Annotated in this window: 19 protein-coding genes; 10 read left to right on the top strand and 9 right to left on the bottom strand. The window is 63.1% G+C overall.

Annotated elements, in window-relative coordinates; genetic code table 11:
• Nucleotides 1–2: 2 nt before the first annotated feature.
• Nucleotides 3–1,154 (bottom strand): mechanosensitive ion channel family protein, encoded by a 1,152-nt coding sequence (locus tag F4X08_07870; protein MYD25716.1) that lies wholly within the window; start codon nt 1,152–1,154, stop codon nt 3–5.
• A 126-nt stretch (nt 1,155–1,280) separates the two neighbouring features.
• Between F4X08_07870 and F4X08_07865 the strand changes: the two genes are divergently transcribed.
• The 3 genes from F4X08_07865 to F4X08_07855 are packed head-to-tail and all read left to right on the top strand — an operon-like array spanning nt 1,281 to nt 6,259.
• Nucleotides 1,281–3,464: a transporter substrate-binding domain-containing protein gene (locus F4X08_07865; protein ID MYD25715.1), complete on the top strand. Its 2,184-nt coding sequence runs from the start codon at nt 1,281–1,283 to the stop codon at nt 3,462–3,464.
• A 19-nt stretch (nt 3,465–3,483) separates the two neighbouring features.
• A complete protein-coding gene (gene mgtE / locus F4X08_07860; protein MYD25714.1) occupies nt 3,484–4,857 on the top strand; it encodes a magnesium transporter in 1,374 nt (457 codons plus the stop codon).
• Between the two features lie 7 nt (nt 4,858–4,864).
• A complete protein-coding gene (locus F4X08_07855) occupies nt 4,865–6,259 on the top strand; it encodes a YihY/virulence factor BrkB family protein (protein ID MYD25713.1) in 1,395 nt (464 codons plus the stop codon).
• A 39-nt stretch (nt 6,260–6,298) separates the two neighbouring features.
• Here F4X08_07855 and F4X08_07850 read toward each other — a convergent pair whose 3' ends face one another.
• Entirely contained in the window at nt 6,299–7,648 is a 1,350-nt protein-coding gene (locus F4X08_07850; protein ID MYD25712.1) for an alanine--glyoxylate aminotransferase family protein, read from the bottom strand.
• On the bottom strand, nt 7,477–8,685 hold the full coding sequence (locus F4X08_07845) for an aminotransferase class V-fold PLP-dependent enzyme (protein MYD25711.1): 1,209 nt from the start codon (nt 8,683–8,685) through the stop codon (nt 7,477–7,479). Before F4X08_07845 ends, F4X08_07850 begins: the two co-directional genes overlap by 172 nt.
• 242 nt (nt 8,686–8,927) lie before the next feature.
• Between F4X08_07845 and F4X08_07840 the strand changes: the two genes are divergently transcribed.
• On the top strand, nt 8,928–9,683 hold the full coding sequence (locus F4X08_07840) for a hypothetical protein (GenBank protein MYD25710.1): 756 nt from the start codon (nt 8,928–8,930) through the stop codon (nt 9,681–9,683).
• Nucleotides 9,684–9,741: 58 nt separating this feature from the next.
• Here the strand turns inward: F4X08_07840 and F4X08_07835 are convergent, their stop codons facing one another.
• On the bottom strand, nt 9,742–10,689 hold the full coding sequence (locus F4X08_07835) for an ornithine cyclodeaminase family protein (protein MYD25709.1): 948 nt from the start codon (nt 10,687–10,689) through the stop codon (nt 9,742–9,744).
• A gap of 196 nt (nt 10,690–10,885) precedes the next feature.
• Here F4X08_07835 and F4X08_07830 point away from each other — a divergent pair, with 196 nt between their 5' ends.
• Complete coding sequence (locus F4X08_07830) at nt 10,886–12,121, top strand: MFS transporter (GenBank protein ID MYD25708.1); 1,236 nt, start codon at nt 10,886–10,888, stop codon at nt 12,119–12,121.
• Between the two features lie 22 nt (nt 12,122–12,143).
• On the top strand, nt 12,144–12,995 hold the full coding sequence (locus F4X08_07825; protein ID MYD25707.1) for an amidohydrolase: 852 nt from the start codon (nt 12,144–12,146) through the stop codon (nt 12,993–12,995).
• 65 nt (nt 12,996–13,060) lie between these two features.
• Here F4X08_07825 and F4X08_07820 read toward each other — a convergent pair whose 3' ends face one another.
• Nucleotides 13,061–14,932 carry a peptide ABC transporter substrate-binding protein gene (locus tag F4X08_07820; protein ID MYD25706.1) on the bottom strand — a complete coding sequence of 624 codons (1,872 nt, stop codon included), beginning with the start codon at nt 14,930–14,932 and terminating at the stop codon, nt 13,061–13,063.
• Nucleotides 14,933–15,119: 187 nt separating this feature from the next.
• On the opposite strand from F4X08_07820, the gene F4X08_07815 reads away from it, so the two are divergent.
• The 4 genes from F4X08_07815 to F4X08_07800 are packed head-to-tail and all read left to right on the top strand — an operon-like array spanning nt 15,120 to nt 19,606.
• Nucleotides 15,120–16,139: an aldo/keto reductase gene (locus tag F4X08_07815; protein ID MYD25705.1), complete on the top strand. Its 1,020-nt coding sequence runs from the start codon at nt 15,120–15,122 to the stop codon at nt 16,137–16,139.
• Nucleotides 16,140–16,145: 6 nt separating this feature from the next.
• The gene (locus tag F4X08_07810; GenBank protein MYD25704.1) at nt 16,146–16,886 is read left to right on the top strand and encodes a sulfite exporter TauE/SafE family protein; all 741 of its coding nucleotides are present in this window, start codon (nt 16,146–16,148) and stop codon (nt 16,884–16,886) included.
• A 22-nt stretch (nt 16,887–16,908) separates the two neighbouring features.
• Nucleotides 16,909–18,324 carry a sulfatase-like hydrolase/transferase gene (locus F4X08_07805; GenBank protein MYD25703.1) on the top strand — a complete coding sequence of 472 codons (1,416 nt, stop codon included), beginning with the start codon at nt 16,909–16,911 and terminating at the stop codon, nt 18,322–18,324.
• Nucleotides 18,325–18,346: 22 nt separating this feature from the next.
• Entirely contained in the window at nt 18,347–19,606 is a 1,260-nt protein-coding gene (locus F4X08_07800) for an MFS transporter (protein ID MYD25702.1), read from the top strand.
• 4 nt (nt 19,607–19,610) lie between these two features.
• On the opposite strand, the gene F4X08_07795 is transcribed toward F4X08_07800, so the two are convergent.
• The 4 genes from F4X08_07795 to F4X08_07780 form a co-directional block, all read right to left on the bottom strand.
• The gene (locus tag F4X08_07795; protein ID MYD25701.1) at nt 19,611–20,342 is read right to left on the bottom strand and encodes a DUF1080 domain-containing protein; all 732 of its coding nucleotides are present in this window, start codon (nt 20,340–20,342) and stop codon (nt 19,611–19,613) included.
• Nucleotides 20,343–20,352: 10 nt separating this feature from the next.
• Nucleotides 20,353–21,447, bottom strand: a complete 1,095-nt coding sequence (locus F4X08_07790) for a M20 family metallopeptidase (GenBank protein ID MYD25700.1) — start codon at nt 21,445–21,447, stop codon at nt 20,353–20,355.
• Nucleotides 21,448–21,516: 69 nt separating this feature from the next.
• Complete coding sequence (locus F4X08_07785) at nt 21,517–22,506, bottom strand: aldo/keto reductase (GenBank protein ID MYD25699.1); 990 nt, start codon at nt 22,504–22,506, stop codon at nt 21,517–21,519.
• Between the two features lie 178 nt (nt 22,507–22,684).
• On the bottom strand, nt 22,685–23,992 hold the full coding sequence (locus tag F4X08_07780; protein ID MYD25698.1) for a PDZ domain-containing protein: 1,308 nt from the start codon (nt 23,990–23,992) through the stop codon (nt 22,685–22,687).
• Nucleotides 23,993–23,994: the final 2 nt, after the last annotated feature.

Genomic DNA, 23,994 nt, shown 5'->3' with positions numbered 1-23,994 from the left:
CCCTAATCCCCGGCCTCCAGGTCATCGGAATCCGGCGAGACGTGTATCGTCCGGGTGGGGAAGGCCATTTGGAGACCGAGCGATTCGACGATCTCCATGATCTTCAGGTTGACGTCCTCCCTGATCCGCAGATAATCCGCCCACACCGTCGTCGCGGTGAAGTAGTAGACCATGATGTCGAGCGAGTTCTCGGAAATTTCGTTGAACCGCACGAGCATGGTCGATTCCTGGCTTACCTCGGGATGGGTGCGCAGCAGTTTCTCTATCCTTGAAACCGCCTCTCTCATCGAGTCGGACGGCGTATCGTAGGTGAGTCCCACCGTGATCCATACCCGGCGGTACGGACGGGACGAGATATTGTCGATCACGAACTCCGCCAGCCGGTTGTTGGGGATGGCGACGAGGGTCTGTTCGAAGGTCCGTATCCGGGTACTGCGGAATCCGATACTCTCCACCACGCCTTCGATTTCCCGGTCCGGCGAAACGATCCAGTCTCCCGCCACAAAGGGCCGGTCGACCAGGAGCATGATGGACCCGAAGACGTCGGCCAGGGTCTTCTGGGCGGCGAGGGCCACGGCCAGACCGCCGATCCCCAGGCCGGCCAGCAGGCCGGACACCGAGTAGCCCAGGTTCTGCAGAATCATGAGTGCGGCGAGGATCCACACCATGATCTGCAACGCCCGCTCGACGAGGGGCACGAGGTGGTCGTCCAGGGCCGTATCCGTCTTAAGCGCCCACTCCTTGAGCATCGACGTAAAGACGTTGACGCATCGGAAGATCATCCAGGCCGTCAGGAGGGAGAAGGGCACCCAGAAGCCGGCCTGCAACACCCCCATAACCATCTCGGGCGGACGAAGCGTATAGATGGCGAGGTAGAGACCCAGCACGACGATCACCCATTCGAGGGGTTTCTCGACCGCCATGATCAGCATGTCGTCGAGTTGGGTCGAGGTAACGCGCGCCAGCCGTTTGGCGACGCGGGTCATCAGGTGCTTGAACACCCATTTTACGACAAAGGTCCCCAGGAGAATCGCGAAGGTGATGGCGAGTTCCTGGCCCGTCCATTGCCACGACTGTTCAAGGAGATTGATGAGGGTATCCATAGTCCGTTCCTTCCCGCCAGGGCCGGTACTTCCGGCATTTTTTTGTCGCATCGCCGGCGCCGATGCATATATTTCAAGGGCTGTTATCTTAACGTATGGCCCGTGGACTGTCAAGTTGAGGTCCCCTGGCTGGGATGCCGGGAACGGGTAACATCAAGATGGAGGAAGGGTGTGTCGATGCGCGCCATAGTCCTGTTTTTGACGGCCGTATTCATCGGATTGACCGCCGTGCTTTGCGATGGTTCCGGAATTCCTGAACCGCCCAAGTACACGGGCGATCTTCCTGAGCTCCAGTCGCGCGGCGTCGTCCGCGTCATCGTCCGGCCGGACGCTGTCGACCATTTGCCCCGTAACGCGGAACCGGTCGAGCTCGACCATGACATCGCACGGGGCATAGCCGAATCGCTGAAACTGAAGTTGCGGCTCGTCACCGTCGAGGATCACCAGTCCATGGTCGACAAGCTCCTGATGGGCGAAGGAGACCTCATCGCCGCGAATCTCACGGATACACCGGAGCGGATGGAGAAAACGGCCTTTTCCGTGCCCTATCACTTTGTAGATGAATACCTGATCGTCCCCGCCGGCGAAAGCGTCCCGGACAGTCTCGGTGATCTGAACGGTATGGCGATCAGCGTTCGAGCGTCCAGTTCGTACTACCAGACGCTGCTGGAATTGCAGAAGCAGGCGCCCGGTCTGCGTATAGACACCGTACCTGAAACCCTGCTGACGGAAAGCATCATCGACGGGGTCGCCCGCGGCGAGTACGAGGCGACGGTCTGCGACAACAACCTGTGGTACGCCGTGGCGACCGCGTACGACGAGCTGGCCGCGCCGCTTGCGCTTTCGGAAAACCGTGAGGTCGTCCTGCTGATGCGGCCGGGGGACGATGAGCTCAAGGAGAAAGTCGACGAGATCCTGCTTGCCCGGCAGATATCGCCCACCCGTGAGCGCGTGTACACCGATGACCTGGACGGATTGAAGAAACGCGGCCGGCTGCGCATGATCACGCGAAACAACGCGCTTACCTACTTCATCCACCGCGGCATGCAGGTCGGCTACGAATACGAACTCCTGAAAGAATTCGCCAGGCGGAACGACCTGCGGCTGGAAATCGTCATACCGGACGACCACGCCAAACTGCTCGACTACCTGAACGAGGGCAAGGGAGACGTCGTCGCCGCGGCCATGACGATCAATGAAGAACGGGTGGCCGCGGCCGCATTCACGACGCCGTATAACGACGTGGATGAAGTGGTGGTCGTGCGCTCCGATGAAGAGGGCATTTCAGGCTTCGGAGATCTCGCCGGACGATCGGTGCACGTCCGTGGCAGTTCATCGTTTCTCGCGCCGCTTCGCGACGCCGCCGATTCCGTGGAAGGCCTGGAGATCGTCGAGCTGCCGGGCGACGTCGAGACGGAGGAAATCTTGTTCGGTGTCGAGGACGGCACCTACGACGTGACCCTGGCAGACTCGAATCTGCTGGAAGTGGAACAGGCATACGGACATGACCTGAAGGCCGCGTTCAGCATAGGGCCCGCGTCCCTGGGATGGGCCGTGCGCAAGGATAATTCCGCGCTTCTCGCAGCCCTCGACCAGTACATCCGCCAAGAGAAGCGGGGACTGTTCTTCAACCTGATGCGAAAGAAGTACTTCGAGAACATACGTACCATCGCCAAGGCCAAGGACTCGCTGCGGGTCGACCTGAGCGGACAGTTGTCGCCATTCGACGACCACGTAAAGAAGTACGCCGGTCATTACGGCCAGGACTGGCGCCTTGTTACCGCGCAGATGTACCAGGAATCCAGGTTCGATCCCGACGCCGTGAGCTGGGTAGGCGCCCAGGGACTCATGCAGGTGATGCCGGCCACGGGAGAGCAGATGGGATTCACCGAACTGCATGACCCGGAGGAAGGCATCCATGCCGGTGTCAAGTACATGGACCATCTCCTGGGCCGGTTCGACCCGAAACTGCCGATGGAGACACGTGTGCACTTCGCGCTCGCGTCCTACAATGTCGGATACGGCCATCTCCTCGACGCCCGCCGCCTGGCCAGGGAGAAGGGGTGGGACAGCAACCGGTGGTTCGGAAACGTCGAAGAAGCCATGCTGCTCCTTTCCAGGCCTGAGTATTACAGCCGGGCCCGGTACGGTTTCTGCCGGGGTGGACAGCCGGTACATTACGTCGAGAACATCCAGCAGTACTATGACGCCTACCTGGAAGTACTCGCCTCGGCCGACCCGGTTCGAACCGACGAATCAACCCACCCGGAACCACTCGCGCTCGACGGTCCGCTTAGACCGGTCCGCCAGGACCGCCCGGCCCAGCACGACACCACGACCGGACTCGCCATCCCGGAATAGCCCGCAGTCGGAGCTTTCCATGAATTCCGACGTCCAAGACCCGACCCGCAAGGAACCCTGGCAGCATCTTCAGGCGCTCATCCAGGCCGAATCGCGGCACGTGCTGCCATCCTACATCGGATCGCTTACGGCCACCGAACTGGCACGGGCCGTCTCGCGTCTGAGCCAGGAAGAACACACCCGGCTGCTCGGCCTCCTGTCGCCCCAGGATGCGGCGGAGTTGATCGACCGCATCGAGGACGTGCAGGCCGTCGACCTGATCGAGGACCTTTCACCCGCCGACGCCGCGGCGATCGTGGACGAGATGTACAGCGACGCCCAGGCCGATCTGCTTGGAGATCTAAAGGAAGAGGAAGCGGAAGCCATTCTCGAGGCGATGCCGGACGAAAGGGCCGAGGAAGTCCGGCAATTGCTGCAATATCCGGACGAAACGGCCGGCGGGATCATGCTGACCGAGTTTGTATCCTATCCCGTTGACTTTTCCGTGCAGGACGTGATCGAGGACCTGCGGAACCGCCACGACGAATACGTCGGTTACGACGTGCAGTACCTGTACGTATCGGACGGGGCGAAGCTGTCGGGCGTGCTGCGGCTGCGTGACGTGCTGATGGCCCTGCCCGCACAGCGACTCACCGAAATCATGGTGGAAGATCCCGTGCGCGTCAACGTGCTTACCCCGCTCGAGCAGATGCGCGACCTCTTCGAAACCTACACCTACCTCGGGCTGCCGGTCACGAACGAAGCAGGCAGGCTGGTCGGCGTGGTACGGGCCGCGGACGTGCAGGAAAAACTGACGGAACAGACCGAAAGCGAGTTCCTCAAGACCAGCGGCATCGTGGGCGGAGAGGAACTGCGCAGCATGCCCGTCCTGACGAGGTCCTCGCGTCGGTTGTCCTGGCTCAGCGTCAACGTCGTCCTGAACATCCTGGCCGCGAGCGTCATCGTCCTGTACCAGGACACGCTGGAAGCGGCGATCATCCTCGCGGTCTTTCTACCCATTATTTCGGACATGAGCGGGTGCTCGGGCAACCAGGCGGTCGCGGTGAGCATCCGGGAACTGGCCCTGGGGCTCGTACGGCCCGGGGAGATTCTGCGCGTCCTCGCCAGGGAGGCCTCCGTCGGCCTCATGAACGGCGTGGTCCTCGGCGCATTGCTCGCCGGCGCCACCCTTTTGTGGCAGGGAAATCCCTACCTGGGCCTCGTTGTTGGTATCGCCCTGGCGGCCAACACGTTGCTGGCGGCGTGTCTGGGAGGATGCATTCCCCTGGCACTTCGGGCGATAAAGGCCGATCCCGCACTGGCGTCAGGCCCCATGCTCACGACGGTAACGGACATGTGCGGCTTCTTTCTCCTGTTGAGCCTGGCGCAGTTCATGTTGCCAAAACTGGTCTGAAAAAGGGATATCAACCGTGCATCCAGGTATTACCCGCGTCATAAGCAGCCTGCGCAAGGCGAGCCGGTTCATCGGCACCGAGATCTGGCATATCAACACGCGGGGTCTTTCCAGGCTGCACGCGCTCCTCGTGCGCGTCGCCAAGTCTGTCATCTTCCTGTATCACCAGTTCTGGGAGGACCGCCTGCTGACCCGGGCCTCGGCCCTGACCTTCTCGAGCCTGCTGGCCCTGGTCCCTTTACTCGCCATCGTATTCACCGTGTACCAGAGCCTGGGACTCTACGTGGACTTCGAACCAACCCTGAGGGAATGGCTGAGTCCCCTGGGAAGTGACGGCGACGTCGTGGCCACGCAGATTATGGATTTCCTGGCCAACGCCCAGACCGGCACACTGGGATACATCGGTTTGGTGGTGCTCCTGTTCGCCGTGCTGGGCATCCTGGCGAATATCGAGGAATCCTACAACGACATCTGGCACGTGCGGCGCATGCGAAGCTGGAGACAGCGCCTGGTGAGCTACCTGGCATTGCTGCTCATCGGACCGCTGATCACCATAGGCGTCGTGACTTTCATGGGATCGTCGAACAGCATTGCCTTACTGGCCAACTTCGAAAGGATCGCGGGTTTCTCGCCCCTGTCCGTCCTGCTGATCGGATTCTTCTTTTCCCTCATCATCTGGTCGGTGCCGAATACCCGGGTTTCCATCCGGGCCGCCCTGGTCGGCGGCATGATTTCGGGATGCGGCTGGATTCTGCTCAACCGGTTATTCGCCCAGTTGATTACGGACACGACGCAGGCGGGTGCGCGAGAGATCCTGTTCGCGGGTTTCGCCGCCCTGCCGATCTTTCTGATCTGGCTCTATCTCGGCTGGGTGATCCTGCTGCTCGGAGCGATCCTGGCCTATTCCATCCAGAACGTGGGTATCATGGAGTGGCGGCAATCGGAGCGGGTCCACGGGACGGCGCTGCGAAGCTACATCAACGTCCTCGCCTTCCTCTATATCATCCGCAATTTCGTGGAAGAAAACAGGCCGACCAGGCTGGACCGGCTATCCGGGCAGACTGGGGCGCCGGAGAACGTACTTGACGAGATGCTGTCGGCCTACGTGGATTCAGGACTGCTCTCGCGCAAATTGGGGTACCACATCACCTACACGCCGGCTACCTCGCCGGAGGACATACCCCTGCGTTCCCTCCTGAACGTCCTGTACCATCCGGGACCGCTCCCCGACCGCTTCCAGAGTGTGGATCCGCTGAACGCACTGTCCCGGGACCTCCTGCAGTACTACCGGACGTCCTACCGCTATCCCCTCGACCAGTCCCTCACGGACACGGTGCTTTCCCTCACGCCGCCACGGAAGACGTCCGGCGAGCACACCGAGGGCGGACCCCAGGCATCTTGATCTCCCGGGACATCCGGATCTCCACCGGAATTCGGATCTTCAGTAGGAAATCCCGGACCGGCGCAATCCGTCCAGGCTGCATCCCCGCGGCAGGTCGTGGTCCTTGACCGTGCGGAAGAAATCCTCCATCCCGAGCAGGAAGGGTTCGATGTACTTCCGCGAACCAGCCTTTCCCATGTGTCCAACGCGCAGTGCGTCCCGGGCGAATTCTCCCATGGCCTGGGCCGCCAGGAACCCGTGGTTGCGGAGCAGGTAGGTGCGCAGTTCCGCGGCTTCGGACACGTCCGGATGGACCCGGAAGGTGGTCACCGTACAGGACGCGGCGGCATCGGCCACGATAGGCGTGCACCCCACCGCGCGCAAGCCGGCGCGGACCACGGATCGGGCCCACGCGTACCGGGCCCAGTGGCCTTCCAGCGTCTCCCGGTGCAGGATTCTCTTCAGGCTGGCATGCAGGGAGACGATCAGGCTGCTGGCCTGCGTCGTGGGATAGGGATGCTCGCCCGAAGATTCGGACGCCCGCTTCCAGACGGCGAGGTCGTAGTACCAGCCGCGGTGCCCACTGTCCTTCGTGCGTATGATATCCCACGCCCGGTCGCTGACCGACAGGATGCCCAGTCCGGGCGCGGTCTCCAGGGCCTTGTTGGAGGAGGTCACGGCCACGTCGATCCCCAGTTCGTCCACGGGGATGTCGTAGCCTCCCAGGGCCGACACGCCGTCCACGAAAAAGGGCAGGTCGAATTCGCGGGCCAGGCCGGCGTAGGCCTCCAGCGGATTCCGCACGCCCGTGCCGGTGTCATTGGCGACCACGACCAGGCCGGCGGCCTGGGGGTGACGTTCCAGGGCGCTACGCATTTTGTCCGGATCGCCGGGCTCGCCCCAGGGGTCGTCCACGGCTATGACCTCGCTACGGAAGGCCTTCAGGATTTCGACGAGGCGATTGGCGAAGGGTCCGTTGGTTACCACCGCCACCTGTTCCCCGGGCTGGAAGAGACTACTGAGTCCGGCGTCGAGCGCGCCCGAACCGGGGGCCGTCATGATGATCACGTCGTTGCGGGTCTGGAAAATGGTCCGGAGCATCGATACGGTTTCTTCGTAGATGGGTCCGAAGTCTTCACCGTAGTGAGGCAAAACCTGTTGGCTGAGCGCCTCCAGGGTTTCCTCCCAGATATCGATGGGACCGGGCAGCAACAATTTCGGACGGGTCATGGGCACGTTCAATCCAGTTTCACGTCGGGATACTTCGCGATGATTTCGTTGATCGCGCTGATGAACCGGTCTATGTCGTCGTAGGAATCGTAGAAATGGGTGGATACCCTGAAGAACGACTGGCCATCCACCCCGAGGGCGGTGACCTCGATCTTGTAGTCGCTCCAGAGATACTGGCATACCTTCGACAGGTCGATGCCTTCGATCGAGAAACTGGAAATGAACCCGGACATGGATTCATCCATCGGGATCGTGAGACGGGCCCCCCTTATCCGCTCGACCGCCTGGGCTTTCAGGTACCGCGCCAGGCCGAGGCAGTAGGGCCGGATCCTGCTATCCCAGCCGATTTCCTCCTGGTAGTCGATGGCGTCTCCCAGGCCCGCGTGGTGGGTCAGGTCCCGGGTCCCGTTCACGTCGTAGCGGCTGGCCGAATCGGTTTCGCGCATGTTGTGGCCGATAATCACGGGCCGGATCCGGTTCTGGTACTTTTCGTCCATGTAGAGGAACCCCACGCCCTTCGGCGCCAGCAGCCACTTGTGGGAGCTGCTGGCGTAGAAGTCGCATCCGACTTCGGACAGGTCCAGGGGAACCATCCCCACGGCGTGTGCGCCGTCCACCATGGCCACGGCCCCGTGGGCATGGGCCAGGCGGGTCAGTTCCGTGATGGGAGCCACCAGTCCGGTCGTGAAATACACGTGACTGAAGATCACGACGCTGGTATTCTCCGTGATGCCCGCCGAATAGGCGTCCACGATGTCCTGTGGCGAGGACGGCGGAATGGGCAGGGAAACATAGTTCAGGTTCAGGCCGTCCCGCTCGGCCAGCCATGTCCACAGGGCACGGACGGCGGGGTATTCCTGGTCGCTGAGCAGCACGTCGCTGCCCCGTTCCCAGATCAGGCCCTGGCCGGGTATGTTCATGCCCATCGTCGTGTTCAGCACGAGGGCGATCCGGTCCGGGGTCGTCCCCACGAACCTGGCCAGCTTCTCCCTGGATGCCTCCACCAGGGGCCTGAGCAAGTCTCCGTGCCGTCGGTTCAGCGGATCCGCCTCGAATTCCCGCATGAGTTCGATGATGCGTTCGATGACCGGCCTGGCGGAAGGGCCTACCGTTCCGCCCTGCAGATAGGTCACGTCGTCCATCAGGTAGAACTGTTTCCGGATCTCCGACCAATAGGCCGCTTCTTCGGCAGTGATGGGATGCGTGGGTGTGGTCATGGGTAGTCCCGGATAGCGTGAATGGACGGGTTGCCGACCGATACAAGACAACCCGTCTATTCTAAAGTCGCCCCCCTGTGGTGTCAAGACGATACGACCCGTTTCACCGGCATAAAAGCCTTGTCTATGCTGGGTTACCACCTAACTTGTCCAGGTTGGTCATCCACCTTAGAGTATCAGCATGCCGGGTTGTTGACGGAAGTCCGTTTCAGACCGGTTATTGAAAAGGAGAATCAAGGCCGATGCGAGGAAACAGGGTGCTGGAAAAACTGCGGGCCGGCGAAGTCGCCCACGTGGTCGGCGGCCACAGCCATACGGCGAATTCCATCGATTTCATGGGGCAGTTCGGTTTCGACGGCTACTGGATCGAGGGAGAACACGGGGACATCACCTTCGACCGGATCGGAGACGTATCGCGGGCATGCGACCTGTGGAACATGGCGTCGGTAATGCGGGTGCACGCCAACGAGACCGGGTTGATCGGCCGTACGCTGGACTGTGGCGTCAGCGGGCTTGTCGTCCCCCACGTGAGCAGCGCCGAGGCGGCGGAACGGGTGGTACGGGCCAGCCGGTTCGCCCCGGCCGGCATGCGGGGCATGTACTTCAATCGGCGCGGTTACGGCACCGAGAACAGCGAGTTCATTGCGAAGGTGAACGATGAGATCCTCGTCATCGTCCTCATCGAGGAAATCGAGGCCGTGGAGAACCTGGACGAGATCCTCGCCGTGGACCACATCGACGTGTTCTTCGTCGCCCCGGGCGACCTGGCCCAGACCATGGGCTATCCCGGAGAGATGTACCGCCCCGAAGTGAAGAAGGTGGTATCCGATACCCTGGCGCGGATCGTCGCGGCCGGCCGGAACGCCGGGTCGCTCGTAGGCGACGAGACCTTCGAAGCACACGCCGAGATCGGCGTCCGGTTCTTCTTCACCGTGTATGACCACTGGCTCCGGGCCGGCGCCAAAGCCTACTGGGACCGGGTCGCGGCGATGAAGTAACCTCGGGCCGAATGAAGTAACCGCAGGCCGGCGGCCCGCGCCGTCAGCCGATCCGGCGTCACCCGACCTGTTGTCCCACGCCTTCGGCTTTTGCCCGTTCATAAACGACCGCGGCCACGGCCACGTCCTCCACGGCCAGGCCCTGGGATTCGAAGAGTGTAATGTCGGCGGGTTCAATGCGACCGGGCACGTGGCCGGCGACCACGTCGGCCAGTTCGTGTATGCGGTCCCAGTGGAGGATACCCTTCTCCACCGGCTCGAGCAGGTCTCCGCACTCCACTTTCGCCTGCTCCCGGGAATCGACGGCCACCACCCTGGCCCGCCTGACCGTCTCCGCGTCGATCTCGCTGCGAACGAGCGCGTTGGAACCGGCGGCGTTCACGTGGGTGCCGGGCGCCAGCCACGCGCCTTCCAGCACCGGCCGCGCCGAACTGGTGATCGTGATGACCACATCCGCTTCCTCCACGCAGGCACGGGCGGTATCGACCGGCTGGACCCGCACCCCGAGGGCCTCGCTCATCTCGCGGCAGTAGGCCTCCCGCCGCGACCGGTCCCGCCCGAATGCCTTGACGGAAGTCACCTCGCGTACACCACATACCGCCGCGAGCTGGCTTCGGGCCTGCCACCCCGTACCGATAACCCCCACACTGGACGCATCCTTCCGGGCCATGTACTTCGTCGCCACGCCGCTCGCCGCGCCCGTTCGCATCTGCCCGAGGCGGTCGGCCTCGATCGCGGCCAGCGGATCGCCCGTGTCCTCCTGGAAGAGCAACACGACGAATTTCGCGCCGTGCCCCGTGGTCGTATAGGCCTTCAACCCCGTGAGATTAAGCGCCGGTATCCCTCCCGACATGACGTGGAGCGTATGACCCGGCAACCGGACCCTGGTACGGGGGATGTTCACCGCCTTCCCCGTTCCGAGCCCGCTGAAGGCCTGTTCCACCGAGCGCAGCGCGTCGTCCATGGACATTAAGCGGCCAACCTGGTCTTCGTTGATGTACAGCATGTCATGCCCTCCGTTCGGTCGAGTGCGAGCCTGGACCTGACCACCGACGCCCGGACGCCGGCGACCTGACGCCATGATATCCGGTACGTCGACGAGGTGTCAAGACCAATGTCCCGGCGGCGTACACGGGACGCGTACCGCGATGGAACCGGTCCGCCTTGACAGCCACTGACCGCATGGTATCTTCCATTTCGTCATGCCGCTGACTCTCCAAGCCGTCCGAGACCGGTTTCCCGCACTTCAATACCGCGATTTCAGGCTGCTGTGGTCCGGGCAGGTCGTTTCACTCACCGGATCCCGCATGCAGCAGACCGCCGTGCTGTGGCACATGTATCAGTTGACCGAATCCGCGTATGCCCTTGGCGCGATGGCGGTTATAAGACTCATACCTATCCTGGTCCTTTCTCCGCTGGCCGGGGTGATCGCGGATACCCACGACCGCCGGCGCGTGCTGCTCATCGCCCAATGCGGTCTCGCCCTGATCAGTACCACGCTGGCATGGATTACGTGGTCGAGACAGGATTCCGCCACGGCACTTTACGTGATCACCGCCATCAGCGCGGGGATCGGTTGCTTCAGCAGTCCGGCCAAGAACGCCATGGTGCCCAACCTCGTGTCCCGGCGCCATCTCGCCAACGCCATGAGCATCAATATCACCGCGTCCCACGTGGCCTCGGTGACCGGGCCGGGCGTGGCCGGCCTGATCCTGGCCACGGGCTCGATCGCGACCGTCTACTGGATCAACACCGTTTCCTTCGCCTTCATGATCGTGCCGATCCTGATGATGCGCACCGTCCATCGGAGCATCGGAAGCGTGACGCGGGTCAGCTTCGCCGCGGCCCTCGACGGACTGCGGTTCATCAAGCGTTCGCCCATCATCCGTTCGGCGATGGTGCTTGATTTCACCGCCACCTTCTTTGCTTCCGCGACCTCGCTGCTGCCCATCTTCGCCACGGAAGTGCTGGGTGTGGGGGAACGGGGATACGGACTGCTTTCGGCGGCGCCGGCGATCGGCGCCGTGCTGACCGGCGCGCTCATGTCCACCTTCCCCGTGATCTCCGGCCAGGGCCGGCTGCTGTTCAAGGCAGTGGGCTGCTACGCGCTGGCCACTGTGATCTTCGGTATTTCATCCAGCTTCTGGCTTACCTTCGCGGCGCTGCTGCTGACCGGTGCATTCGACACGATCAGCATGGTGCTGCGCCATACCATCATGCAGCTATCGACCCCGGACGAACTGCGCGGCCGCATGACCTCGGTAAACATGATGTTCGTCATGGGAGGACCCCGGCTTGGCGAGGCCGAAGCCGGACTGGTGGCGGGACTCGCCGGCGCGCCGTTCTCCGTCGTCACGGGCGGGATCGGCTGCCTGGCGGCCGTCGCCGTCATTGCCTGGCGGTCGCCCGCGCTGAGGCGGTACGACGGCCATCGATAGACCGGAAACAGGAGGAGGTTTCATGATCTACGATGTGCATTCACATGCCTGGAGGTATCCCGACCACTTCAACGATACCTTCCGGGCGCAGGCCATCCGCATGCGGGGTTACGAACTGGACCTGACGCCGTCATACGAAAGCTATCTGACCTCGGCCCGGAACGCCGGCGCACCCGTGAAGACCGTGGTCTTCGGCGGAAAGGCGAGGTTGTCGGGGCTGTGGACGCCCGACCGCTACGTGGCGGAGTACTGCGCGGCGTACTCCGATCAGACGATTCCCTTCATGTCGCTGGACCCCACCCAGGACGGATGGAGAGAGGAAATGATCGAAGGCCGGGAGCACCTGGACATGCGGGGCATCAAGCTGCTGCCCATGTACGCCGGGTTCTATCCCCAGGACCCCGAACTCGACGACCTGTGGCGCTATGCCTCCCGGAACGGACTGCCCGTCCTGCTGCACACCGGTACCACGTTCGTGGACCAGGCACCGCTGGACTGCACGCTGCCCCGCCACCTGGACGCCGTCGCCATCAAGTATCCCGACTGCAGGATCATCATGGCCCACCTCGGCCATCCCTACGAAGGGGAAACGGTGGCGGTCATACGCAAGCATCCCAACGTATACGCCGATATCTCGGGGCTGCATTACCGTCCCTTCCAGTTCTATCACAGTCTCATGCTCGTCCAGGAATACGGGGTATGGAACAAGCTGCTCTTCGGCACCGACTACCCGGTCACGACGGTGGACGACACGCTACGCGACCTGCGCGGCCTGAACGCCATGCTCGAGGGTACGAGACTGCCCCGCCTGAACGAAACGGAAATGGAAGGGATGATTCACCGCGACGCGGGGGAGATACTGGGCATCGATTGACCGACCGAGCCGCGGCCGGAAGCCGTTAGTGCCGGCCGGGCCGCGACCGACTCGTGCGCCGCGCATCAGTCGTCGCCGGTCAGCCACTGCCAGAACCGGAAGGGCTCCGGCTGGTTCTTCGTGGGATCCTTCAATACGTCCTTCGTGATGTAGAGCTCGGTCTGGAGATTGGACATGAGCTCACCCCGCCAGGCCCGGTAGCCCCACTTGTTGGGTTCCAGGGCATCTCCCCGAATGAAGGGCTTCCACATCTGGTTGATCCGGATGTACCAGAGGAAGATACCCCCGGCTTCATCGACCAGGATCCGCTCGGCGTCACGGTACATGGCCATACGCCGTTCAGGATCCCCAACCAGTTCATTGGCCTGTAGCACGAGTTGCTCGAATCGATCGTTGTGCCACGCGTGCCGGCCATTGGACATCCAGATGGTCAGCAGGTTGCCCGCGTCGATAAAGTCGTACTGGTACGGTACCATCCCCAGGGTCAGTTCCCGGGCGCTCATGGCATCCGCGTAGACTTTGCGCTCCACGTTGCGCACGCCCACATCCAGCCCCAGATGCTGATTCAGCATGGCCTGCACCGCCTCCGCGGCGATCCGGATGTTGGCGGCCTCCGCGCGCAGCCAGATGTTCACCTCTGGAAAACCGCGTCCACCGGGGTAGCCGGCCTCGGCAAGGTACTGGCGGGCGAGTACGGGATCGAACCGTTGAAAGGGGGCCAGTTCCTCCGAGTTTGAACCCGGAAATCCGGGGGGCAGCATGGAAGAGGCCGGAACGCCCACGTCCCGCATGGCCGACTTCATGATGGCGTCGACATCGATGGCATGGGCGAAGGCCTTGCGCACGCGGATGTCGTCGAAGGGCGGATTATAGGTGTCCAGCATCAGGTAGTACGTGGCGAAATCCGTGTAGGCATTGAGTTGTTTGCTCAAGACAGGATCCGCCTTGATCCGGTTGATCTCGGCCTGGTTGGTCAGGGGAACATAGTCCACCTCGCCCGCTTCGTAGGCCGAGAGGAACTGGGGCGGTACGGCAAGGTTGAACAGCCGGGCTACGACGCGCTCCAGCATGGGTTCTATCGGTCCACGGTAGTTGTGGTTGATGCCCAGCACGATGCGGTCGCCCTTGATCCACTCGACCAGGCGGTAGGGTCCGCTTCCGAAATGGGTTTCGGGACGAGTCGCCCATTCGGGCCCGTACTTATCGAACAGGTGGGTCGGGGACACCCAGCTCTTGGCCAGCAGGAGCGGCAAGTAGGGCGCGGGGCGATCCGTGGTGAAAGACACAGTGTAGGCATCGTGAGCCTTTACTCCGAGGGAGTCGAGCGGAAGGCGTCGCCCCACGATGTCGGTCCAGTTCCTTATAGCCCGGAAGTACCATTCGAATTCGAACCCCGTATCGGGATTCGCCCAGCGGCGGAAGGTGGCCTCGTAGTCGTAGGCCGTGAGCGGATGGCCGTCGGCGAAGATCATCCCCTTGCGGATATCGTACGTCCAGGTCAGTCCGTCTTCCGAAAGTTTCCAGGAGGTGGCGCCGGCAGGGTGCAGGTTGAAGTTGCGGTCCACGCGGGCGAGCGGTTCGGCGACCAGACCCACGCCCCATGCCTGCTTGTAGGTGGACGTGCCCCGGTCGAGATACCGGTTGTCGGGCGCAAACTGGGTGAGGACCTGGTGTTCCGGCGGCGCGGCATCGGCTGGAAGCGTAACGCCGAAGGAATTTACGTACCGCTCCGTCCCTCTGCGCTCCGATTCATCGCCATCCTGTAACGCGAGCACGGAAAGACTGTACAGTGCGACGGCCGCCCCGAGCAAGGACAGCAGGGGCACCGGACGCATTCGCGCTGCCTTTCGCAGTCTGGCCGCGGACTGATCGAGTCGGAACAACTGGCGTGTCCCCTGTACGACAGGTTGGATTTCGTGCTGGAGTCGATGGTGCATCTTACGGAAACGGTGCGGGACTGTCAACGATTTCGTCCCGGTACGGCCACCACAAAACAGGTGACACGAAGCACCAGGCCGATTACTCTATAACAGGATCTGAGACAGGATTCGCATAGTATGCAACTGCCGCCCGCTTCGAGGGAAAGTGGAGCCCTGACGGCGGAATCCACAGAAAGGAAAACACATGGCAATCGCCACGAGACAACTGGGAACCACGGACGCCTTCGTGACCGAGCTGGGTTTCGGCTCCGCACCGCTGGGAGACCTGTTCCAGCCTGTCACGGACGCGAAGTCGCGCGCAACGCTGCGCGCTGCCTGGAGGGCCGGTATCCGCTACTACGACACGTCGCCCTGGTACGGGTACGGCAAGAGCGAATTGCGGCTGGGTGAACTGCTCCGCCAGAAAAGCCACGGATCCTACGTGGTGTCCACCAAGGTCGGCCGCGTTTTCAAGGCGACGCGGGACCTTCAGCACTTCGATCAGGGCTTCTGGTGCGGCGGGCTGCCCTTCGACCATGTCTACGATTACAGCTACGACGGCATCATGCGGTCCTACGAAGACAGCCTGATCCGGTTCGGTGTCCATCGCATCGACCTGTTGCTGATCCACGACCTCGACCCCTTCTACCACAACGAGCCGCAGATCCAGGCCTACCTGCACCAGCTGTTCACCAGCGGCTGGCGCGCGCTGGCCGAACTCAAGGCTTCGGGCGACATCAAGGGCGTGGGCGCCGGCCTGAACAAGACCGGGATGATGCTGCGCTTCCTGGACCTGATGCCCCTGGATTTTTTTATCGTAGCCATGCCATACACGCTCCTGGACCAGGACGCGCTGGACCTGGAACTGCCCCGGTGCGTGGAGGACGGCATCGGCATCGTGATCGGCGCCGTCTTCGCCTCGGGCATCCTGGTCACGGGACCCACCGAGAACTCGACCTACGGTTACTTTCCCGCGACGCCTGAAATCATGGAGAAAACCCGTCGCATCCAGGCTGTCTGCGACCGGCACGGCGTGCCCCTGGCCGCGGCCGCCCTCCAGTTCCCGTTGTTCCACCCGGCGGTCGCGTCCGTCATTCCCGGCGCGGTCAGGCCCGAGTACGTCGAATCGAACCTGGCCAACTATCGACATGCCATACCTGCCGACCTCTGGGCAGAGCTCAAATCGGACGGGCTGATACGCGACGACGCTCCGGTCCCGGGTTAGGCGCCCATGGAATTCGAACTCTGGCAGCTGTTCCTGCTCGCCGGCGTGGGCGTCCTTTCAGGATTCCTGAACGTCATGGCGGGCGGCGGCTCGCTCCTGGCCCTCCCCGTGCTCATCTTCCTGGGCCTGCCCGGAAACGTGGCCAACGGCACCAACCGTGTGGCCATCGTCGCCCAGAACGCATCGGCCGTTACCAGCTTCTTCAAGCAGGGGTATTCGGAGCTGCGCACCATGCTTACCCTCGCGCTCTGCGCGGTGCCGGGGGCGGCGATAGGAGCGTACCTGGGGACCCAGGTTAGCGGCGAGCTGTTCAACAGGATCCTCGCCGGCCTGATGATCCTGCTGCTGATCCTGATGAGCAGGAAACAGCCAGACGCGGAGATCACCGAGAAGCCGAAGCGACTCGTCCTGGGGCACATCCTGATGGTCGCGGTGGGGTTCTACGGCGGGTTCATCCAGGCCGGGGTCGGGTTCTTCCTCATGGCGGTGCTCTACCGGGTCGTCGGCCTCGACCTCGTCCGCGTAAACGCCTTCAAGGTATTCATCGTCGGTATCTACACCCTGGTCGCGCTGGCCATCTTCGCGGACAAGGGGCAGGTGCTCTGGCTTCTCGGCGCCGCCCTGGCCCTGGGCACGACGGCCGGCGGATGGATCGGCGCCCATTACACCGTCAAGCGGGGCGAGGGGCTGATCCGCGTGATCCTGAACGTGGTACTGGTCGTCATGGCGATCCGGCTCCTGCTCTGACCCTGTCGCACCGGAGTTCTACATGACCGGTTCCGCAATCCCTTCCCGTCCCAACGTCATCCTCTGCATCTGCGACCAGCTGCGCGCGTTCGAAGTGGGATGCTACGGTAACGAAGTCGTCCGGACGCCCCACCTGGACCGGCTCGCGACAGAAGGCGTGCGATTCGAAACGGCGGTGAGCAACAACCCCGTATGCATGCCCGCCCGGTCCTGTCTCCTGTCGGGCCAGTACAGCCGGACCTGCATGGGCGCGCTGGGCAACTACGCGGAGCGCCAAGAGGATGGATCCACAACGATGCCCGAGTATCCGGTGGACGGACGGCCCCATCTGCCCGCGCCGACGCTGCCCGAGATGTTCAAGGCCCTGGGATACGATACGGCGCTGATCGGGAAGTGGCACGTCCATTCCGCGCCCGGACCCCTGGGGTTCGACTACAGCCTGTACCCGCGGGTCCACCACCGTCACAGCGGGCAGTCCTTTGTGGAGAACGACGGTGAGGAGTTCCTGGTGGAACGATTCAGCGTCCGCTTCGAGTCGGACCAGGTCGGCGGATACCTGAGAGACCGGGGGAATCGGGAGCAACCCTTTTTTCTCTACTATAGCATTTCTCCGCCCCACATGCCCCTCATGGACGCGCCCGAAACGTACCTGGGCATGTACGATCCCGCCGATATCCCCCTGCGGCCCAACGTCTACCGGGACGGCCGGCTGCCATACGACGAACATTGGTTCAAGGTCTACCTGTGCGACTTCCTCTTCTACGAACAGAATCTGCCGTTCACGCGCAAGCTGCCCACCGGATTCGATCTGCGGCACCTGATCGCACTGTACTACGGCATGACGACCTGGGTGGACGACATGGTCGGACGCCTCATGCATTTCCTCAAGGCGTACCACCTCGCGGAAAACACCATCGTCGTTTTCCTCTCCGATCACGGCGACAACCTCGGCAGCCACCACCTGTTCAACAAGGGCCACCTGATCGAAGAGTCCATCCGCGTCCCGCTGGTCTTTCACGCGCCGGGCCGCCTGAAGCCCCGGGTCGATGCGGCCACGACGGCCCAGCTCATCGACGTCATGCCCACCTTGCTCTCCCTCTGCGGCGATACCGTACCCGCCCATGTCCAGGGGCGCGACCTCGCGTCGGTGATTTCGGGTGAAAACGGTCCGATGGAAGACGAGGGCGTGTTCGTGGAGACCTCCCAGGGACAAATCGGACTGCGCACGCCGACCCACACCTACGGGATCCGTGTCGATCCGAAAAACGGAAAAGTGCTGGATGACCGGGAATGCTTCTTCGATCTGCGGTCTGACCCCTACCAGTTGTCCAACCTGAGGGACGCCCGCCACGACACGGAGCTGGCGGCCGGTCTCCGGGACCGGATGCTCGAATGGCACCACGCAACGCCGTGGATGCACAGCGGCACATACCTGTAATGCATCTCAGTAGGAACCCCTGATGACCGAGGTAAGCCGGGAAGGAAACAACCGTCTGATCGTCGTACTGTTCGGCCTCATGTTCGTGGCCGTCGCCGACAACCAGATGATCTCCCCGCTCCTGCCCGACCTGATGGCCGCTTTCGGCATGGGCGCGGGCCGGGCCGGGCTGCTGGTCTCGGTCTATGCCATCGCCGCGGCCGTGGTCTCCTTCGCGATCGGTCCGTTGTCGGACCGGACCGGCCGCAGGAAAATGCTCATCGCCGGGCTGATCGTATTCACCGCTGCGACCCTGCTATGCGGCCTGGCGTGGGACTATGCTTCACTGGTGGCCTTCCGGGCCGTCACCGGCGCGGCCGCGGGAGCCCTTTCCCTCAATATCACCGCCTGCATCGGGGACCACTTTCCCTACAGGCGGCGGGGCGCCGCCATGGGACTGGTCATGTCCGGTTACTTCGCAGCCATGATCCTGGGCGTGCCGGCCGGGGCCTTTGTCGCGGAGGCCTGGTCCTGGCGGTGGGCCTTCGGCGCTTTTGCCGGGGCCGGGTTGCTGCTGTGGGCGCCGGCGCTGGCCGTCCTGCCCCGTCGCGTTCCGGCGGCCAGTTCGGTCGGTGCGGCCGGCACGGAAACCGCGGTCAGCGCGGCCCGCGCGGTCTCCATCACCATCCTGGCAAGAAGCTACGGTCGATTCCTCACGCGCACCGGACCCCTGGCGGTGATCGCGGCGTCGTTTCTCGTATCGGCTTCCACGGTCGGATTCATCACCTACGTGGGGACGTGGCTGCGGGAGGCTTACGGACTCTCGACCGACTGGATCGGCATGGTATTCCTCTTCAGCGGACTGGGCGCACTGGTGGGCAGCCCACTGGCCGGATACCTCTCGGACCGTGCGGGTAAAAGGGGCGTCGTGGCGGTGAGCGGGCTGGCGATGGCCGGCCTGCTGGCAGCCATACCCTGGATAACCGGCCTGCTGCCGGTAGTCTTCGCCGGGTTCATATTCACCGGCATCGCCGGGGCCTTCCGCCACGCGCCGCTTCAGGCGCTCGTGACGGCCATGGCATCCGACGAGGAACGCGGCACGCTCATCGCACTCAAGAACACGGTGGCGGAATTCGGCATCGCCGGGGGTACGGCACTTTGCGGCGTGCTCTACGTCGCCTTCGGATATCCTTCCGTCGGAGCGGCCTGCGGCGTCATGGCCGCGGCCGCATCCTTCGTCATCCTTATCTGGGTACGCGAACCGGGCGAACCGGGCGAACCGGGCGAACCCGGGCAGACCTGACGGCTCAGGATGCGTCGTAGGCGGTAAGGCGTCTCATCCAGATGTTGCGGAACCGGACGGGATCGCCGTGATCCTGCAGTTGCAGGGGGCCCGTGTCGGCGTGGGGCGTGTCGTAGTTCGCCAGGTCCCTGTGCCCGGTGGGACCGACGGCCCGCTGGCGGTGGTGCACCACGATCCCGTTGTGGATGACCGTCAGGTGCGCGCCATTCACCAGCCTGTCGCCGTCCCATGAAGGCGATTCGAAGACGATATCGTAGCTCTGCCATTCGCCCGGTCCCCTACTGGCATTGACCAGGGGAGGGTACTGGCCGTAAATGGACGAGGCGGAACCGTCGGCATAGGTACGGTTGTCGAAGCTGTCCAGCACCTGGATTTCATAGAGCCCCAGCAGGAACACGCCGCTGTTGCCCCGGCCCTGGCTGTCTCCGACCACCTCTTCGGGCGTGGCCCATTCGAGATGAAGCTGGCAGTCGCCGAAATGCGCGCGGGTCGAGATGTCCCCCGTGCCGTTGACCTCCATATAGCCGCTTTCCACCTTCCACGCGGCGTCGCCTCCATCCCGGCCGACCCACTGGGCGAGGTCCGATCCGTCGAAGAGCACGACCGCGTCTGAAGGAGGGCTCCCGCAGGCTCCGCCCGGCGTGACCACGCGGGGCTGGGGCCGGTCGCCGTCATGGACGCGCCATTTGCTGCCGGGTATAACGGAGGTATCGGTATATCCTATGGAATCCGCCATGGATCGACTCCTATAAGCAAACTTCGTTAATCATGCGTGCGTAGATGTCCACCGCTTCGTAAAGCTGCGGTATTTCCACGTATTCGCCCACCGTGTGGGCCTGCTCGATACTGCCGGGTCCCAGGACCACCATTTGAAGCTGCTCCCTGAAATGGGGGGCGTCGGTCCCGTAGGGCACGGTCTCCGGCCGCCTGCCGCCGGTGACATCGGAGGCCAGTTGCACGATGGGGTTCGAAGGATCGGCGTAGAAGGGGCGTGATATGCTGCTCGTAACCTCGAAGCCGTAGCCTTCGGCCCGTGAGACCAGTTCGCCCACCAGTTCTTCGCTGTGATCGTCTGGCATCGTGCGGAAGCAGATGTGACAGGTCGACCGCGCCGCGGAGACGTTCTGCTTCGTGTCGTAGTCGGTGATCACCATGTTGAACCCGTTGGAAGGGGGGCTGAACTCCGCGTTCAGGAACCGTTCATCCGTTTTGATCCGCTCCGCCAATTCGGCCATTTCAGCCAGGAAAGGAGCGATCTTGAAATTGGCGGATTCCCCAAGGCCCGTGCTGGTGTGCGCCGCCCTGCCGTGGGCCGTCACGACGATGTGGGCCGAACCTTTGTGGGCGTACACCGGCGTCAGGCTGGTCGGCTCGGCTACCACGCCGTAGGTGGGACGAACGGCGCCCATGATGCGGGATTCCGTGGCGACCTGGTGCGCACCGCCTCCACCCACTTCCTCGTCGGCCGTCGCCACCACGATCAGCGGCTTCTTCAGGCGTTCCGCGTCCACCTGCGCGGCGGCGATCATGGTGCATGCCAGGGGGCCCTTCATGTCGCAGCTGCCCCGTCCCAGCAGCCGGTCGCCTTCGACCACGCCGTGATAGGCGTCCCAGTCCTGCTCCTGCCCCGGCACCGTATCCGTATGGGACAGGAAGGCCAGGCCGCCCTCGCCTTCACCCTTGCGTCCGACGAGGCTGACCTTCAGTTCGCCGTTTTCGTCCTCGTAGGACAGCCGTTCCACTTCGAGTCCGCATGCCTTCATCCGGTCTTCGACGAGGTCGGATACCGCCGCGTTGCTCCACCGGCTGACGGACTTCACATCCACGAATTCCTTCGTCATTTCAACTGGATCCAACCCCACGTAATCCCCCTCTCGAGATCGTCGTTATCGCATCGTTGCGCGTTGCGCTCAGTCCGTCAGCCAACTCGACATTTCATCACGCAGTTCCGTGTCCGCCTTCAGGGCGAGGGCGTCGAAGGCGTTGTCCAGGTGGCCGGTATGGCGGGCGCCTACGAGGACCGACGTGATATCTGGATGCCCCATGGCCCACGCCATGGCCATGCGCACCATGGGAATTCCCCTGTTATCCGCCAGGGCCCGCAGCCGCTCCACGTTGCGGAAGTTCCGGTCGTTGAAGTAGATGTCCGCGTGTCCGGGAATCACGTCGAAGCGCGAACCTTTCGGGAAGTCGTTACGGTCCGGCGTGTATTTTCCCGCCAGGAAACCCGCGGCGAGCGGACTGTAGGACGTGATGCCCACTTCCTCCCGCCGGCACAGGGGAAACAGTTCGTCCTGGGCACCGGGATCGGCCAGGTTGTAGGGCGGCTGGACCACCTCGAACCGGGCATAGCCCTCCCTGGCGCTGGTGTCCAGGGCCTCCCGGAGTTGCGCGGCGTTGAAGTTGCTGCAGCCCACGGTCCCGACTCTTCCCGCCGACACCTCGACGTCCAGCGCGGCCAGGCTTTCGGAAATGGGAACCGTTTCATCGGGAGAATGCAGTTCGAAGATGTCCACGCGGTCCACCTGCAGGCGCTCGAGACTGACCCGGAGCGCCCGGGCGATGTTCTCCGGGCGGTTTCCGCTGCTCACCTTGGAGCAGATCACCACGTCGTCCCTGCAGCGTCGCGCTTTCATCCACTTTCCGATGATGATCTCGGAAGAGCCCATGATATCCGAGGTCTCGCGCACGTCATCGACTTTCAACACGTCCCGCCGGTAGGTCCGGGCATTGCCGCCTCCATACGCCTCCGCCGTATCGAGCCAGTTGATCCCTCTTTCGACTGCATCGTCCAGTATGGCTGACGATGCGTCCTCGTCGATCTCACGGCCGAAGGTTACGCAGCCCAGGCCAATGAAGCTGAGTGACGTATCGGTACGGCCGAGTTTTCGGTGTTCCATGGACACTCCCCTGGTGGAATCCTGCGGATGCCGAGGCTGCCTGACGCATACCGCGAAGGTCTAACTCATATCGCAAAGCGCGGGTGGAAAAGGTGTGGTGTGAATGTATACCGGTGTGGATCGGACAGGCAAGGGATGTTTGGCCTGGAGCACGTGGCGGCCCCGGCGAATCGATCGCTCAGAATCCATCGTCTCCGGACCGGACCGGGGAACGCTGACCGATCAGCCGCATGCGTTCATCCAGCAGCCGCTTGAGTTGGTTCAACTTGATCCGGTGGGCTGCGAGTTCCCTTTCGTGTTCCAGGATCATCTGCTGGATGAGACGGGAATCTTCACCGGACCGGGGATTGTCCGGACCCTCTTCGGTGAGCAAGGGAGAAGCAGGCGCGGCGAGTGTTTTCGGTTGCGCCGCGAGCACCGTGTGCGCGGTATGTTCCACATCCCCTCGAAGGTACTTGATTTCGATCCGGGTGCCCACGGGAAGCGTGGTCACGAACTCGGCCAGGACGATGGGATGGCTCATGGAGACGCCGTTCACGGCCTGAAGCACGTCGCCCTTGCGCAGACCGACCCGCATGGCGGGACTGTCGGGATACACATCCGAAACGACCATGCCTTCCACGGCGCCCAGCATGATATTGCGGTCGCCGCCGATGGTGACGCTTTCCCAGATTTTTTCCACGTGAACGCCCAGCCAGCTCCGACGGATCTCGCCGAATTCGATGAGCTGCCGGGCAAAAGTCTTCACGCGATTAATGGGTATAACAGCGATCAGGCCCCTGCCTTCACCTGCCCCGGAATCGACCGAGCCGGACGCCTGAGCCCGATGGAGATCGGCTACGAGACCGAGCAGACGGCCGTTCGTGGAGAACACCGCGCCGCCCGAGTAGGCGGAGCCGACCACGGCGCTGACCTGGATCATGACGTCCTCTTCCCGCAGCCCGTTCACGATCCCCGTCGTCATCGAGGACGGAAAGCCATGGGCGTTGTTCAGCACCAGCACCCAGGACCCCGGACGGACGTCATCGGAATTACCCAGGCGAGCGGAACGGGTTTCCAGGCTGTCGACGCGGATCACCGCAATATCGGAAAGCCGGTCGACCCCGACGAGATGGCCCCGGCGGTACCGGCCGTTCCGAAAGTTTACCAGGATATCGTGGGCATGATCCACGACGCCGGCGGTCGTAATGATGAAACCGTTCCGGTGAAGGACCACGCCGGTCCCGATGGAGCGTTCCCAGTCCGTGAACGTCTGCCCGTTCACCGTATTGATGAACTTGCGCTGCACGATCACGCTGGCGACCGTCGGTTCGACGCGTTCTACGAGGCTAACGATCTCCTGCTCGAGGCTATGCAGGTAGGGGGTGGTTTGCCCATGGACCCGGCGATCGTCGCCCGGGTGCCAGCCGCAGGCCAGAAGCACGGCCCATATCAGAGGCCGGAGTCGGCCGGTCCGGAGATGGGGGTTGGAGTGAGAACCGGGCATGG

Source organism: Gemmatimonadota bacterium (assembly GCA_009841265.1).
Taxonomy (GTDB): domain Bacteria; phylum JAAXHH01; class JAAXHH01; order JAAXHH01; family JAAXHH01; genus JAAXHH01.
This window is presented reverse-complemented; position numbering and strand designations above follow the sequence as displayed.